Genomic DNA, 16,158 nt, shown 5'->3' with positions numbered 1-16,158 from the left:
AATTAAAAAGGAACTCAAATGAGTTCCTTTTTTTTTTATAGATGAAGCGAGTTTTGGATATATTGCAAATTAGGAACGTGGTAGCGCTGATTCTCCATTCGCACATATTTAAATACACTTGGATTCTGTAAAGTATCTTGTATATCTTCATTTTCATCTACGACTTCAGAAATACGTAAACGAACTGAAGCTGGCATCGATTTGCAGATGAGTGCAAAACGTTGGCTGATATCTTCACTTTCAATAACCAATGCCACCGCTCGCGAGTCAACTTCATTATGCAATGAATAGACCGGAAGCTTTACGTCATGCCATTCAATATGCTTAATGCCATTTTTGACATCCATCGCTGATAACACGATGTTTTGTGGCAATAGCATCGGCACTTGCTGATCACATTCAATAATATATGCATCAATAAAACCAGTTGAAACAGTAATTAAATGCTGAAGTTCTTGCTGATCCATTTCATTAATTAATGATGTACTTATCTGACTCTTCATTAGGCAAGTTCCTCTTCACGTTTCGTGAAAAAAGCATCAATATTGTGAAGTAAGTCTTCTTCTTGGAAAGGTTTACCCATGTATTGGCTAACCCCTAAAGCAAATGCTCGTTCACGGTGTTTTTCGCCAGTTCTTGATGTAATCATAATGACTGGCATATGTTGATGTAGATCATGATGTCGTACGAGGTTAAGTACCTCAAAACCATCCATTCGTGGCATTTCAATATCAAGCAACATCAGATCTGGTTTAATATTTTCCAACTGCTCAATTGCATCAATACCATCTTTAGCAGTGACTACGTCATAGCCTTGGCGTTCGAGTAAACGAGTCGTCACCTTACGGACTGTAACAGAGTCATCTACAATCATAATGAGACGGCGTTCGTCAGACTCGCGTTGTCTATAGACAGTCTCATTGAGCGACTTATGTCGACGAGTAGACTGAATTTGGCGAGCAATATTTTGTCCATCTAAAATGAGACAAACTTGACCATCACCTAAAATAGTTGCACCTGCAATCGCACCAATACTAGAGAACTGCTGCCCGATTGGCTTAACTACAATCTGTGCACGTGAACCAATAAGTTGATCGACCAATAATGCAATGGTTTGTCCATTATTGGCCTTAATCATTAATACTGGTAGTGAATACATCATCCCACTTAAACGTGGAATAGGTTGATTACCAACAAACTCAGATAAATAGCGTAATGGGTAGCGTTTATTTTCAAATTCAAAGAACTCTTGTGCACTTCCAAAATACTGTTCTAATGATGTTGGTGAAACTCGAACAATTCGATCGATTTGAGCTAACGGAATTGCAAATTGTTGATCAGCAACTTTAACCATTAAGGCATCACTAACAGCTACTGTGGTTGGAACACGTATGGTAAAGATTGTTCCTTGCCCATAAACAGAGTCAACAGTCACATGTCCGCCCAAAGCTTTAATATCACTTTGTACAACATCAAGCCCTACACCACGACCTGAAATCTGAGTGACTTGATCGGCTGTACTTAACCCTGGATGGAAAATCAACTGCAAAATATCTTGATGTTCTAATACTTGTTCAGAATTAATCAAACCAGATAAGAGAGCCTTTTGACGAACCTTCTCGATATCAATACCTCGACCATCATCTTTAAACGTAACAACAACATCGGTACCTTGACGGTGAATATTTAGTTCAATACGTCCAGTTTCTGGTTTTTGTGCTTGTTCACGTTGCACACGATCTTCTAGACCATGGTCAATTGCATTTCGAAGCATGTGCTCAAGCGGTGTAACCAAACGCTCTAGCATTGTCCGGTCTAGCTCACCTTCAGTATTATTAACAAAAAGCTCTGCTGGTCGATCCAATGCAGTAGAGGTCTGTCTCACAATTCGTTGTAAACGAGGTAGCAATCGAGAGAATGGTACTAGACGAGTTCGCATTAGACCTTCTTGAATTTCGGCCTGAATACGCGATTGCTGTACCAATAAACTTTCGGTATCTCTGATTTTTTCGGATAATGTATTTTTGAAATCCACTAAGTCCGATGCAGATTCGGCAAGAGATTTCGATAATTGATTCAATGAAGAGTATTGATCCATCTCTAGAGGATCAAATTCTGTATAACGAGAATGCTCAATACCGTGTTTTGCAATAATCTGAGTTTCTAATTCGCCTTCCATTCGACGCAACTGGTCTGCAAGTCGTTGAATGGCTAATTCCATTTCCACGAGCGTATGACCAAATTGACTTAGATCCATTTCAATTCGTGAACGGTTAATTGAATTTTCACCAGATAAATCAATCATTTTCTCGATTAAATCTGCTGAAACACGAATCATCTCATTGTTTTGTTCAAGATGCTGCGTTTGTTCCCATGCACCCATCATTGGCGGTGGTTCTGTACCATCACCTTGCACAAAACTCATTACAGGTTCCGTGCCAAATAGATCAGTTCTAGTCAATTTACTCGGAATTTGAATTGCCGTTTCAATAAACTGAATATTTTCTAGACTATGCTGTAATCCATCGAAATGTTGATAATTTTGCTTAAAAATTGCCTCTTTTAGCCAGACAATCGCACTCTCTAATAAGTTGTCATAAATATTTGAGCTAAAATGATAAAGCGCAAATTTTTCAAAAGCATTCTCAAGTTGATAAGCAATTGCTTGCACAGTTTCTAGTCCCAACATACGGGAACCACCCTTCAAACTGTGCACTGCTCTTTGTAGCTGAAGCAAGATACTACGATTGGTACGCTGTTCAAACCATTGCTTTAACAGATGATCGGCCATCTCTAACAGTTCGGCCGCTTCCTCCATAAATGTCTGCTCGACAACAGAATCAATATCCTGATCTTGGATACTGTCTGTATAGCCTTCTGCATCAAAAATTTGTAATTCTGTGTGCTCAACAAGTCGAGTATTAGACTCAACAATCTGCTCAAAATTAGAAGTTAACTCATCGAGATTTAACGCAGTATCGTTTATAGCTTCTTGCTGTAATACTTCAACATTTAATTCTGGTATAACATCTGTTTCAGACTCTGCTTGCATCTCTTTAACAACAGAGCCAAGTGACTCATATACCTTACCGGCACTCTTAAGCGCTTGAATAGTATGAGAAGCCGCATAATCTAGGTGCTGCTCACGTACTATTTGTAGACGGTCAGCTAAATCATCTTGAACCAGACGGATAAAATCAATAAGAGCAGATGAAGCAACCAACTGTCTTTGAATGATGCGCTCATAAATACTTTCTAATTCATGTGCAATTAAACCAATATAATTTGCCTGAATCATATTTGCCCCACCTTTTAAGGTATGCAAATAACGCATCAGGTTATTAAGAGCAGCAAAGTTCTCTTGATCATTAACCCAAATATTAAGATCTGTATCCATTCCTTCAAGCAACTCATCGGCTTCTTCAAGAAAAATATCTAACAGTTCTGGATCAAAATAACGATTTACGTGCTCAGTAGTCATGAATTGGCGATCTAAATGCATACTCTGACTCATTGTTACATGATCAGTTAATACATTTTCGATAGATGCCGGAGATTCATGTGATGTTTGTTCTACATCAACACTAAATAATGACTCACCAACATCCTGATTATCTAATGGTTCAGAATTAAGGCTCGGAATATGTTGGGTATATAGTTTTAGCTCTTCCAAAACATTTTGGTGTTGCTCAATAATACTAACTCGTTGACCCGCAGCTAATGCGTCAAATAACTGAATTAATTGTTGATGTGCTTTCTGATAAATTTCAAAAACATAATCTGATTGCAATAAATCAGGTCGATCAAGCAATACGTCATAGCTATCTTTCAGCTGGTTCGTATATTCATATAAACCAACCATGGCCTGAGACTGAGTATGTTGCAGTAACAAGTTAGCTTGTTCACTTAATCGTTCAAGATAGTGAGGAAACTCAGAACGAATTCCCTTCTCAAAATCTAACTCTGCATCAAGTAATTCTGAAACATTGAGCTGTAACAGCTGAGATACCAGACCATGTGGAGGCATGAGTGGGCTTGAATGCTCCCCATGCTGCTCCATATAAGCATCCCAAACTTGGTTAAACTGTTTCAGATTAGAATCTAATTGGTCATTAGAGCAATGCGCAGCTAATAGATCTAAACAATTTCGAATAAACTGTCTGTAATCACGGAGTAGTAATATCTCTTCTGAATGAGAAGAAAGCTCTTCTTGTAATAAGATTTTGAATAAATGCTCAACCTTCGTACTAGCATCAAAAATTGCTTCGACCTGAGCCATTGCCGAGCTACCGCGCAATGTATGTAATGCACGAATGAGCGCATTATAACTTTCGTGCTGATGTATTTCTTGTTCTAAAAATTGATCAATGGTCGCTAAGTGCTCTTCCGCTTCTTCCATAAATAAAACTAAGGTTTCAGCAAGATTATGTTCACTTTCTATCGTGGTTTCTAGGGTTAAATTATCTGACACCGACTCTAAATCATTCACCTCTAAACCAGTCTTAGTTTCCGCAGTGAGAGTATCAGACAATAATAAAAGTTCTTCTAAAGCAGGCTCTAAACTTTGCTGTTGTTGTAATTGTTGTCCCAATAAAATAAGAGGTCTAAAATCTACTGCATGTTCCTTTTTAGATTTAAAGTCATCTACTAATTTAAAGAAATAGAACTTAAATACCAACTGAACATATTGTTGGATGTTAGGAGTTAATGTCAGACTCTCATTGATGATCCGATTAAGCGTATCTTCTACAGTCCAAGCAAGCTCAGCAGAGGATTTCGCTGCAATCATTCGCCCTGAACCTTTCAAGGTATGAAAATGGCGACGGATCTCAGTCAGCGTAGCAACATTTTTAGATTGCATCCATTCATGAATCAGAGATTGCAATTCAACAAAAATTTCTTCAATTTCTTCAACGAAGATATCAAGAAATTCAGCATCTTGTTGAGAATAGCTATCTTCCGGTAGCATCATTGCTTCAGTTAAAGTTTTTAATATTTCTTTCATAGCAAAGGCTTCTTTTGCTTGTCTCCTAAATGGAGAAAAACGACAGAGTCAACACCAGATAAATAGCTGTGTCCCCAATATTTACCTAGCGTTGTTAATACTTTTAAAAGGATAGCTATTATAAAAACAGCTATCCTCATCCCCAATTTAATCAGGTAATTTAAAGTCCGTTACCGATTCACGTAATGACTCTGCCATATTTGCTAATTCAGAAACCGAACGTGCTGTATCGAATGTTGCAGTTGTGGTTTGCGAAGTAATTTCTTGTACGACGGTCATCGTTGTCGCAATATGACTCGCAGATGCAGACTGAAGTTTTGCTGCATCAGAAATGCTGGCCATTAAGTTTGCCAAGTCACCAGATACTTTTTGAATCTCGTCCAAGGCAATACCCGCATCTTTTGCCAAGTTCGCTCCGCGTACGACCTCAGTTGTTGTCTGTTCCATTGAAATAACAGCTTCGTTAGTATCGGTCTGAATTGTTTTAACCAGAGTTTCGATCTGTTTAGTTGCCGATGCTGAACGTTCTGCAAGACGCTGTACTTCATCTGCAACCACGGCAAAACCACGTCCTGCCTCACCTGCCATAGATGCTTGAATTGCCGCATTTAATGCAAGAATGTTTGTTTGGTCCGCAATGTCGTTAATTAACGATACGATGTTACCAATTTCTTGTGAAGACTCACCCAAACGTTTAATACGTTTAGAAGTTTCCTGAATCTGTTCACGAATCGTGTCCATACCTTCAATTGAACGGTTTACCACTTGTGCGCCATTAGAAGCAATTTGTACCGAACGTTCTGCTACTTCGGTAGATTCCGATGCATTTGAAGATACTTGGTCAATTGACTGCGCCATTTCATTCATTGCGGTTGATGCGCCGGCAATCTCTTGTGCCTGATGCTCTGATGCTTCTGCCAACTGGTTAGTAATATTCTGTGTATCATGCGTATAGCGGGCAACTTCCTGAGAAGTTTCATGAATTCGGGATACAAGATCACGTAATTGGTCAATCGCAAAGTTAATCGAGTCGGCAATCGCTCCCGTAAAGTCTTCAGATACCGTTGCATATGAACGCAAGTCACCGTCTGCCAAGTCAGCGATTTCATCTAGTAAACGTAAAATCGCGTTTTGGTTACGGTCATATTCTTCTTGCAAGGTAGCTACACGTTGTTTATCTGCTTTACTACGAAGTGATAAAAGCTTTAAGACTGAACTAATTAAACCAAGAAGTGATAATGTAAGAAGTGCAACTAAAGCAAATGCTTTCCAACCATATTGTGTTTGCTTAGAAAGATCACCCAATACAGATAACATTTCATCAGATTCCGATAAGATCTCGCCTGATGACTGACGTACGTTTACAATCTGATCTGTATGCTGAAGAACTGATGCCGCTGCAGATTTTAAAACTTTATCATATTCAGATTTAATACCTTCCAAAGACTCACGTACTTCCGGAGACTCAACTCTAGCAACACCCAATTCAGCATTTCCGTTTAGCTGTGCATTTAAATACACACCAAACGTCTCAATATCCACACCGAAGTCATGTGCTGAGGTCTGAGAATTTTCTGTACCAACCAAAACAGTGTTAATAGAGCGCAAAATACGTTCTGCAATAAATACTTGGTTCTTAGCAATAATCACCTGACTACTTGGTGCTTTTTCGCGAACCATCTTATCAACCATCAAGTTATATTCAGCTTGAATCTCTGGAATAGAATCACTAATCGAGATATTCATGTTATATAACTGATTAATTACGTCTTGATGTGACGAGATTAAGTTAATGTCATAAGACAAAGCTTTCCACAGAGCCGCAACCTTTTTGTATTCTTTTGAAGATGTACCATGAATATTTTCAACATCTTTGATATTTTCTGCAAAAAGTTTATTTGATTCCGCTAACTCTTTCATAGCTTTAGGTGAACCAGAAGCCGTTGCTTCAGTAGCTTGTCTAGAAATTGTTTGTGACAATAAACGCAACTCACCCAAACTACGTGTTAATTCGTTATGTCGAGGTACGCTATAAAATAAATAAACGAGCGAAGTTAAAGCAAATACCAAACATAACAACGCTACATAAAGGATAGGCTTGGACTTTTCACTTTCCCCAAATAAACTGGCGTATTGCTCAATTCCTGACTGGATTTTTGCAATAAAATTGAGACCCGATTTTTCGGACGCAACACGATTGCCGCCTTTCTTTTTAAGCTTAAAGCCCATAGCTTCTCCCCAGAAAATACTCTGTTTTTCACAGCGTAAAAAATTAGTTTATAAATTTTGTCGATGCATTCATGTAATGTGGATTTTGCAATAAACGACTAAATAAAAAGACATGCCAATGCTGGTTATGTTGGTGAAAATAACCTTGGCAATAATCTTTTAGGTTTTCCTCTAAGTCTAAGCTTTGAGAAAAAAAACTTTTTTTATTAAAGTGCTGAATCCCCAAGACCTGATCCACAACCAACCCCACATACTGGTCGTGATAGCTAATACATAACACTTTTTGGGCAGACGAAAATGTACTTCGTTGCCCTGAAATAAAATGAGCCAAATCAGAAACTGAAAGCAACCTTCCCCGAATGTTCGCTAAACCTTTTACCCAACTTTGAGCATTTGGAACTGGCGTATATTTCGGTGGATAGATAACTTCTGACACTTCCCCAAGTGGTGCGACGAAGTATTGCCCTCTCATTTCAAAAGCAATCCCTGACCATCGCTGTGCTTCATTTTGAACTGAAGCGTAATTCTTATTACCCCGTTTAGACAAACGAAGTAACTCGATAAATCCATTCGCTGCCATACTCGATCCTATAAAACGGGCAGATAATCCCGTTATTTATGTTTTTATGGATGGATGAGTTAATTTAGAAATTGTTTAATTACATCAATCAATTGCTTTTCTTCAATAGGTTTAATCAGATAATCGATCGCACCTTGACGCTTGCCCCATACTCGGTCAGTTGCCTGATCTTTAGTACTCACAATAACAACAGGAATATGCTTAGTGTCTTCATCGCGGGTAATCTGACGTGTTGCCTGAAAACCATTTACACCAGGCATAACTACATCCATTAACACTAAGTCAGGCTGTTCAGCTTTTGCTAAAGTTACACCATCTGCACCATTAGATGCTTCAAGTACATCATAGCCGTGCTTGGTTAGAATTTCTCTAAAACGATAAGTTTCTGTTGGTGAATCATCAACAATAAGAATACGTGCCATTTCTTTGCCCTTAAATTACTTAATTATGAACTTACATGATTACGAATCGCGTTTAACAATTCGTCTTTGCTAAAAGGTTTCGTCAAGTATTCATCTGAACCTACAACACGCCCTTTTGCCTGATCAAATAAACCATCTTTGCTAGAGAGCATGATAACGGGAATGTTCTGATAATTTTGAGAGTTTTTAATCAAAGCGCAAGTTTGATAACCGTCTAAACGAGGCATCATGATATCGACAAAAACAATATCTGGATTTGCCTCTGCAATTTTGGACAAAGCTTCAAATCCATCCACCGCAGTAATCACTTCACAGCCTTCTCGCTGTAATAAAGTTTCGGCTGTTCGGCGAATGGTTTTTGAGTCATCAATTACCATTACTTTCAGATTTTGGAATGCATCTTCCATTTAATCTTCCATCCCCATAAATATAAAATATAAATGCAATTTAACTTAAATTTGTTTTACGCATTTATACGCATTTTTAACATATCTCACAGTCTATTTTCAATGAGGCATTTTTGTCTACTTTCTCATTTATAAACAATAACTTTTAACCTCATCACACTTTAATTAAAATTATCATTTTTTTTATAATGACTATATTTTTATTCAGCTAAATAATAACTAATATATTAAAGATTAATTATTTAAAAATAAGCAATTTAGCTTTCTTTTTTTGGGGATATTCAATGAATAATCGGATGAAATATGCCTTTTATAGGAACTGCTTGTCTGTATCTATAGGCATTATTTCCTTCGGTTCGCTCTGTTTTTCAACAACCTTGGCTCTAGCAGATACTTCTAAAGTGGTCTGGTATCGTTATTATGATCAACACGGTACTGCCAATATCAGTACATCTGTCACTCCTGCTCACATTCGTTACGGTTATGAAGTTCTAGATCAAAATATGCAAGTGATTAAAAGAAATCACTCTTATAGTGCCGAGGCTGATTTAAATCAATCAGGTCAACGAGCATTATCGGCACGGCATAGAGAACTAGATATCAAATTAAAAAATGCTTATAGCAATAGTAAGACAGCCATGCTTAAAAGAGATCAAGCATTACTTGCTATAAAGAAGCAAATTAACTATCAAGAGGAACAACTCGACCAGTTACAACAAGACAAAATTTTATTTAAGCGTCAAGAAATGGAATATTTCAGAAAGCGAGAAGTCATTCCTGAACGACATAAGACTTTGATTGAAAACAATCTAAATAATATTTACAAAGTCAAACAGACACTTGAAACACTTTCCAGGACTTACAAACGTACCAATAGCGAGTATGAAAACATTATCGAGCGTTTAAAAAAGCTTGAATAACTGTAAAGGTTTATCAAGAATAGGGGCAAAATAAAATTTGAATTATAGGATGATGCTGTATGCACAAGATGCATCTCACCCCTTCCACTATTTTTAAACTGAGTATTATTAGTTTATGTTTGATTTTAGCTGCATGTAATCAGCAAGAAACGACTAAAACAACGGCATCAGCTCCAGCAAAAATTGAACTCATTCCCCAAGACCTAATTGCAGTTAAAGAAGGAGCACTTGACTCTCAAACTGCATTTACGGGAACCATCCGTGCGGTTCAGCAAAGTTCAATTCAGGCTCAAGTGAGCGCCACAGCGACGACTGTAACTACAAATGTTGGTCAACAGGTACAAAAAGGCCAAGTTTTAGTGAGATTGAATAATCAGGACAATGTTGCACGTTTAGCACAAGCGCGCGCCAACCTCGCATCAGCTCAGTCACAAGCTGAACTTGCACGCAATTTAATGAACCGAAAGCAACGACTTTTTAATCAGGGGTTTATTGCTCGTGTCGAGTTTGAACAGAGTCAGGTTGACTATAAAGGACAACTTGAAAGTGTAAAGGCCCAACAAGCGAATGTTGATATTGCTCGTAAGGCTGATCAAGACGGCATTATTACCAGCCCAATTTCAGGCGTCATTACTAAACGACAAGTCGAACCTGGTCAGACCGTATCAGTTGGTCAAACCTTATTTGAAATCGTAAATCCAGACCAACTTGAAATACAAGCCAAGCTACCAATTGAACAGCAGTCTGCTCTTAAAGTCGGTAGCAGCATTCAATATCAGATTCAAGGAAATTCTAAGCAATTAAATGCGACGCTTACGCGTATTTCACCTGTTGCTGATCAAGACAGCCGACAAATCGAATTCTTTGCCGTTCCTAAAGAAAAAATTGATTCGTTAAGCATTGGTGCTTTCATTAATGGAAATATTCTCCGTAATGACACTCAGCAAGGCCAAACGATTCCTTTAGACAGCATTCAAAATATGCAACATGATCCTTTTGTATGGGTGGTACGTAATCACACCATTCAAAAAGTTAAAATTCGAGTAATTGAACAGCGCTATAACGACAATATTGCTTTAATTGATGGCCTACAACGCACAGATCTAGTAAGCCGTATTCAATTTGAAGATTCCGACATTAATAAAAAAGTGACGGTTACAACCGAAAAAAATAAATAAGGTAGCAAATAGCATATGTGGTTTACTCGAATCAGTGTGAAATACCCCGTTTTTACTATTATGATGATGATCAGCTTAATGGTACTCGGGTTAGCTTCTTGGAAACGTATGACGGTTGAAGAGTTTCCGAACGTCGATTTCCCATTCGTAGTAGTGACTACGCAATATGCTGGTGCTTCACCTGAAGCTGTCGAATCAGATATTACAAAAAAACTCGAAGATCAGATCAATACAATTTCTGGGATTAAACAAATCACTTCACGCTCAAGTGAAGGCTTTTCAATGATTGTGGCTGAGTTCAATCTCGATACTTCATCGGCCCTTGCAGCACAAGATGTTCGTGACAAAATTGCTCCTGTCACAGCCCAATTTCGTGATGAAATTGATACACCGATTGTACAACGCTACGACCCCTCTTCTAGCCCGATTATGTCGGTGGTATTTGAATCAGATACGATGAGCTTGGCTCAATTAAGTTCATATGTAGATAAAAAAATTGTGCCTCAGCTTAAAACAGTGTCTGGTGTCGGTAATGTGAATTTATTGGGGGATGCCAAACGGCAAATACGAATAAAAATTCTTCCTGAACAATTGCAAAGTTACGGGATTGGTATTGATCAGGTCATCAATACGCTAAAAAATGAAAATATTGAAGTTCCCGCAGGAACCTTACAACAAAAGAATTCTGAACTAGTTGTACAGATTCAATCAAAGGTTATTCATCCACTTGCTTTTGGTGATTTGGTGATTGCCAATAAAAATGGTTCACCAATTTTTCTAAAGCAAGTTGCAACGATTGAAGATACACAAGCCGAACTACAATCAAGCGCATTTTATAATGGAAGAACAGCAGTCTCTGTCGATATTTTAAAGAGTTCTGATGCCAATGTAATTCAGGTTGTCGATAAAACCTACCAAACTTTAGAGAAATTAAAAATACAAATGCCTGCGGGTTTAAACTACAAAGTTGTGGCCGACAGCTCCAAAGGAATTCGCGCTTCAATTAAAGATGTGACCCGTACCATTATTGAAGGTGCTGCCTTAGCAGTTTTAATTGTTCTATTATTTTTAGGCTCTTTCCGCTCTACCGTCATTACAGGTTTAACCTTACCAATTACTTTGCTAGGAACCTTAACGTTCATTTGGGCTTTTGGCTTCAGTATTAATATGATGACGTTATTAGCCCTATCGCTCAGTATTGGTCTCTTAATTGATGATGCGATTGTGGTTCGGGAAAATATTGTAAGACATACTGAACTTGGCAAAGATCATGTGACTGCTGCCCTAGAAGGCACAAAAGAAATTGGTTTAGCTGTACTCGCAACTACGCTTACCATTGTGGCCGTATTTTTACCTGTCGCCTTCATGGGCGGGTTGATTGGACGGTTCTTTTATCAGTTTGGCGTAACGGTGAGTACAGCCGTTTTAATTTCAATGTTTATTAGTTTTACACTCGATCCAATGCTTTCTGCTCACTGGAAAGATCCAGTCAAGAAAAAAGATAATTGGCTACAACGCTTTTTTAATCATATTTCTAATGTGTTAGATCGACTGACTCATGTTTATGAAAAGCTCTTAAAGCTGGCTTTACGTTTCCGTTTCATCACAGTCATTATTGCAATTGTTTCACTATTTGCTGCATTAGGACTGTCTAAACTAATTGGAACTGAATTTGTACCTACCCCAGATAAAGGTGAAGTTCGTATTCAGTTTGAAACTCCTGTAGATGCATCCTTGGAATATACCCAAGCGAAATTACATCAAGTCGATAAAATTATTAGACAATTTCCCGATGTGGTTTCTACTTATGGCGTGGTCAACAGTGAAGTAGACTCAGGTAAAAACCATGCAGGTTTAGGTGTGACCTTAAAGCCAAAACAAGAACGTAGCTCAGATCTGAATACACTCAACAATGAGTTCCGTGATCGTTTGCAAAGTGTAGCGGGTATTCGAGTGACTTCTGTTGCAGCAGCGCAAGATTCTGTCTCTGGCGGACAAAAGCCAATCATGATCTCTATTAAAGGATCTGACCTAAATGAGCTACAGAAAATTTCAGATCGTTTTATTGCTGAAATGGAAAAAATTAAAGGTGTAGTTGATTTAGAAAGTTCATTGAAAGAACCAAAGCCGACTCTGGGTGTCCACATTAATCGTGTACTGGCAAGTGACTTAGGTTTATCTGTTTCTCAGATTGCCAATGCGATTCGCCCATTAATTGCGGGTGATAATGTCACAACTTGGGAAGATCGCGATGGCGAAAATTATGATGTGAATGTACGTTTAAATGAAAATAAACGTATGCTTCCGCAAGATGTGCAGAACCTATATCTCAACTCCAATAAGACCAATGCGACTGGGCAAAATATATTAGTTCCACTTAGCGCAGTTGCAACAACCGAAGAAAAACTCGGTGCTTCACAAATTAACCGACGTGATCTTGAGCGTGAAGTATTGATTGAGGCAAATACCTCAGGACGACCTAGCGGCGACATTGGTCAAGACATCGATAAAATGCAAAAGGCTTTTAAACTACCTGCTGGATATACATTTGATACCCAAGGGGCAAATGCTGACATGGCTGAATCTGCTGGATATGCATTAACAGCTATCACCCTTTCAATTGTGTTTATCTATATTGTTTTAGGTTCTCAGTTTAATAGCTTTATTCATCCTGCTGCAATTATGACCTCTTTACCATTGTCACTCATTGGTGTTTTTCTTGCCCTATTCTTATTCAAAAGTACCCTAAATCTATTTTCGATTATCGGCATTATTATGTTGATGGGACTCGTCACTAAAAATGCGATTTTGCTTATCGACTTTATTAAGAAAGCAATGGATCAGGGTGTAAGCCGTTATGATGCTATTTTACAAGCAGGCAAAACACGTTTACGTCCAATTTTAATGACAACAAGTGCCATGGTGATGGGGATGGTTCCTTTAGCTTTAGGTCTTGGCGAAGGCGGTGAGCAAAGCGCACCAATGGCTCACGCTGTGATTGGGGGAGTAATTACCTCTACCCTATTGACTCTTGTGGTTGTACCCGTCATTTTCACTTATCTAGATGACTTGAAAAACTTTATGCTGCGTCAAACTCGACGATTCATGTCATAATGCAGCGATTATCGTATAATCTGCGTTTTTATAACGCTTAACTTTTAGGACTTTTTCCATGCGCGCAAGCCGCTTTTTATTTGCAACGTTGAGAGAAACCCCAAATGATGCTGAAGTGATTTCACACCAGCTCATGTTACGTGCGGGGATGATTCGTAAATTGGCATCTGGTTTATATACATGGCTGCCGATGGGAACACGTGTGCTTAAAAAAGTAGATGCGATTGTTCGTGAAGAAATGAACCGCTCAGGCGCAATGGAAGTATTCATGCCCGTGACTCAACCCGCAAGTCTTTGGGAAGAATCGGGTCGATATGAACAATATGGTCCTGAGTTATTACGTTTTAAAGATCGTCATACGAACCCATTCGTACTTGGGCCAACGCATGAAGAAGTTATTACAGATATGGCACGTAACGAACTTAAAAGTTATAAGCAGCTTCCTGTAAATTTCTATCAAATTCAAACCAAATTCCGTGATGAAATTCGTCCACGTTTTGGTGTAATGCGTTCACGTGAGTTCATCATGAAGGATGCTTATTCTTTCCATGCAACTCAAGAATCGCTACAAGAAACTTATGACGTAATGTACGACACCTATAGCCGTATTTTCACCCGCTTAGGTCTAGACTTCCGCCCAGTACAAGCCGACACAGGTTCTATTGGTGGTTCAGCTTCACACGAATTCCACGTATTGGCTGCTAGTGGTGAAGATGACATCGCATTTTCAACTGAATCTGATTATGCAGCAAACGTTGAAATGGCTGAGGCTGTTTTAGTGGGTGAACGTGCAGCACCGACACAAGAATTCAAATTGATTGAAACACCAAACCAGAAAACGATTGATGATGTATGTCAGTTCTTAAATGCTGATCCAAAGCAATCGGTTAAAGCTTTATTGGTTCAAGGTGTTGCTGACGAAAAAGGTAATGTTCCTGTTGTTGCTCTATTTGTACGTGGTGACCACGAACTGAATGAGATTAAAGCTGAGAAGCATCCTTTAGTGGCTGCCCCTCTTACTTTTGCAACTGAAGCACAACTTCAAGCATTTGGTTTAACTGCTGGCTTTACAGGTCCACAAGGTTTAGTTGAAAAAGGCTTAACTGTAATTGTTGACCGCGCTGCATCTGTTCTTTCAGATTTCGTTGCTGGTGCAAATGAAGCTGATAAACATGCTGTTGGCGTAAACTGGGAACGTGATGCACAAATTACTGAAGTTTTTGATTTGCGTAATGTCGTTGAAGGTGACCCATCTCCAGATGGTAAAGGCACACTACAAATTAAACGCGGTATTGAAGTAGGCCATATTTTCCAGCTTGGTACTAAATACTCTGAAGCTTTAGGCTGTAAAGTTCTAGGTGAAGATGGCAAACCATTTACAGTAACCATGGGATGCTACGGTATTGGCGTAACTCGTGTTGTTGCAGCTGCAATTGAACAAAACTACGATGACAAAGGTATTATGTGGCCACAAGCCATTGCACCTTTTGAAATTGCAATTGTTCCAATGAATGCGCACAAATCACCACGCACTCTTGAAGCAGCAGAAGCACTTTATGCAGAACTTCAAGCTCAAGGTTTTGATGTGTTGCTTGATGATCGTAACGAACGTCCAGGCGTTAAGTTCTCTGACCTTGAATTGATGGGTATTCCGCACCGTATTGTGATTGGTGAAAAAGGTCTTGATGCTGGTACTTTTGAATATAAAGGCCGCCGCGATGCTGAAGCGAGCAATTTAACGAAAGAAGAACTTTTAGCTAAGTTAGCGCGTTAATAAATAGACAAATAAAAAAGCAGCTTTTAGAAGCTGCTTTTTTTAACTCAATTTTTATGCCTGAACCGTTAAGTCTTTAATAGTTGTCGATGAACCATTGGTTTTAACAGACTCAATTCCTTTATCACGTGAAGCTTCGCTCGCATAGAATTGACTTGTGCCAATAATTTGATGATTTGCAGCTTTTAAATTGAAATAAGGTTTCCCATTCTTTGCAGTTAAACGCTCATATCGTGCGTCATCACCACTATTTTTCTGAATTGATTCAATACCATTTACCGCAGAAGCTTTAGCCTTATATAGCTCACTATTTAGAATAGGTTCACCATTTCCTGCCTTTAAAATAAAGCGGTATTGTCCATCACTCGCTAGTGAAATTTCGTACCATCCTGCCATAAAAACCTCATTTTTTTGTTGGTGTGGGTATGACTTTCGTTATTATTCTGGACGAAAGTTATTTGTTATTTATGACAATATAAATGGGCTATCATTCTTTGAATAGCCCATTTTTTATACTTTTTCGTAATAA

The 16,158-nt window shown here is 38.5% G+C and carries 11 protein-coding genes; 4 read left to right on the top strand and 7 right to left on the bottom strand.

The window, feature by feature from the left end; all coding sequences use genetic code 11:
* Positions 1–35: 35 nt before the first annotated feature.
* The 6 genes from QLG01_RS08875 to pilG form a co-directional block, all read right to left on the bottom strand.
* Complete coding sequence (locus tag QLG01_RS08875; RefSeq protein ID WP_174743683.1) at positions 36–503, bottom strand: hypothetical protein; 468 nt, start codon at positions 501–503, stop codon at positions 36–38.
* A complete protein-coding gene (locus tag QLG01_RS08870; RefSeq protein WP_282496271.1) occupies positions 503–5,005 on the bottom strand; it encodes a hybrid sensor histidine kinase/response regulator in 4,503 nt (1,500 codons plus the stop codon). The genes QLG01_RS08875 and QLG01_RS08870 overlap by 1 nt, the downstream gene beginning before the upstream one ends.
* Positions 5,006–5,152: 147 nt before the next feature.
* The gene (locus QLG01_RS08865; RefSeq protein WP_267531437.1) at positions 5,153–7,234 is read right to left on the bottom strand and encodes a methyl-accepting chemotaxis protein; all 2,082 of its coding nucleotides are present in this window, start codon (positions 7,232–7,234) and stop codon (positions 5,153–5,155) included.
* 43 nt (positions 7,235–7,277) lie between these two features.
* Positions 7,278–7,814 carry a chemotaxis protein CheW gene (locus QLG01_RS08860; protein WP_282496270.1) on the bottom strand — a complete coding sequence of 179 codons (537 nt, stop codon included), beginning with the start codon at positions 7,812–7,814 and terminating at the stop codon, positions 7,278–7,280.
* Between the two features lie 59 nt (positions 7,815–7,873).
* Positions 7,874–8,236 carry a response regulator gene (locus QLG01_RS08855; protein WP_004789266.1) on the bottom strand — a complete coding sequence of 121 codons (363 nt, stop codon included), beginning with the start codon at positions 8,234–8,236 and terminating at the stop codon, positions 7,874–7,876.
* Positions 8,237–8,259: 23 nt separating this feature from the next.
* Positions 8,260–8,643, bottom strand: coding sequence for a twitching motility response regulator PilG (gene pilG, locus QLG01_RS08850; RefSeq protein ID WP_000389061.1), 384 nt, complete (start codon positions 8,641–8,643; stop codon positions 8,260–8,262).
* Positions 8,644–8,927: 284 nt separating this feature from the next.
* On the opposite strand from pilG, the gene QLG01_RS08845 reads away from it, so the two are divergent.
* The 4 genes from QLG01_RS08845 to QLG01_RS08830 all read left to right on the top strand — a co-directional run bounded on the left by QLG01_RS08845 (position 8,928) and on the right by QLG01_RS08830 (position 15,629).
* Positions 8,928–9,563 carry a hypothetical protein gene (locus QLG01_RS08845; protein ID WP_282496269.1) on the top strand — a complete coding sequence of 212 codons (636 nt, stop codon included), beginning with the start codon at positions 8,928–8,930 and terminating at the stop codon, positions 9,561–9,563.
* A gap of 68 nt (positions 9,564–9,631) precedes the next feature.
* A complete protein-coding gene (locus QLG01_RS08840; protein ID WP_081402334.1) occupies positions 9,632–10,741 on the top strand; it encodes an efflux RND transporter periplasmic adaptor subunit in 1,110 nt (369 codons plus the stop codon).
* Positions 10,742–10,756: 15 nt separating this feature from the next.
* Positions 10,757–13,855, top strand: coding sequence for an efflux RND transporter permease subunit (locus tag QLG01_RS08835; protein WP_282496268.1), 3,099 nt, complete (start codon positions 10,757–10,759; stop codon positions 13,853–13,855).
* A gap of 58 nt (positions 13,856–13,913) precedes the next feature.
* Positions 13,914–15,629 carry a proline--tRNA ligase gene (locus QLG01_RS08830; protein ID WP_005309797.1) on the top strand — a complete coding sequence of 572 codons (1,716 nt, stop codon included), beginning with the start codon at positions 13,914–13,916 and terminating at the stop codon, positions 15,627–15,629.
* A 54-nt stretch (positions 15,630–15,683) separates the two neighbouring features.
* Here the strand turns inward: QLG01_RS08830 and QLG01_RS08825 are convergent, their stop codons facing one another.
* On the bottom strand, positions 15,684–16,025 hold the full coding sequence (locus QLG01_RS08825) for a YegP family protein (protein ID WP_005309794.1): 342 nt from the start codon (positions 16,023–16,025) through the stop codon (positions 15,684–15,686).
* Positions 16,026–16,158 lie beyond the last annotated feature (133 nt).

It is taken from the genome of Acinetobacter sp. V89_4, assembly GCF_029967875.1.
Taxonomy (GTDB): domain Bacteria; phylum Pseudomonadota; class Gammaproteobacteria; order Pseudomonadales; family Moraxellaceae; genus Acinetobacter; species Acinetobacter oleivorans.
The sequence above is the reverse complement of the archived record's forward strand: the minus strand, read 5'-3'. Positions and strand labels throughout refer to the sequence as shown.

Excerpts from the sequence above, each read along its gene's own strand:
- QLG01_RS08845 (WP_282496269.1), top strand. The coding sequence starts at position 8,928 with ATGAATAATCGGATGAAATATGCCTTTTATAGGAACTGCTTGTCTGTA.
- QLG01_RS08855 (WP_004789266.1), bottom strand. The coding sequence starts at position 8,236 with ATGGCACGTATTCTTATTGTTGATGATTCACCAACAGAAACTTATCGT.
- QLG01_RS08840 (WP_081402334.1), top strand. The coding sequence starts at position 9,632 with ATGCATCTCACCCCTTCCACTATTTTTAAACTGAGTATTATTAGTTTA.
- QLG01_RS08825 (WP_005309794.1), bottom strand. The coding sequence starts at position 16,025 with ATGGCAGGATGGTACGAAATTTCACTAGCGAGTGATGGACAATACCGC.
- QLG01_RS08835 (WP_282496268.1), top strand. The coding sequence starts at position 10,757 with ATGTGGTTTACTCGAATCAGTGTGAAATACCCCGTTTTTACTATTATG.
- QLG01_RS08865 (WP_267531437.1), bottom strand. The coding sequence starts at position 7,234 with ATGGGCTTTAAGCTTAAAAAGAAAGGCGGCAATCGTGTTGCGTCCGAA.
- pilG (WP_000389061.1), bottom strand. The coding sequence starts at position 8,643 with ATGGAAGATGCATTCCAAAATCTGAAAGTAATGGTAATTGATGACTCA.
- QLG01_RS08830 (WP_005309797.1), top strand. The coding sequence starts at position 13,914 with ATGCGCGCAAGCCGCTTTTTATTTGCAACGTTGAGAGAAACCCCAAAT.
- QLG01_RS08875 (WP_174743683.1), bottom strand. The coding sequence starts at position 503 with ATGAAGAGTCAGATAAGTACATCATTAATTAATGAAATGGATCAGCAA.
- QLG01_RS08860 (WP_282496270.1), bottom strand. The coding sequence starts at position 7,814 with ATGGCAGCGAATGGATTTATCGAGTTACTTCGTTTGTCTAAACGGGGT.
- QLG01_RS08870 (WP_282496271.1), bottom strand. The coding sequence starts at position 5,005 with ATGAAAGAAATATTAAAAACTTTAACTGAAGCAATGATGCTACCGGAA.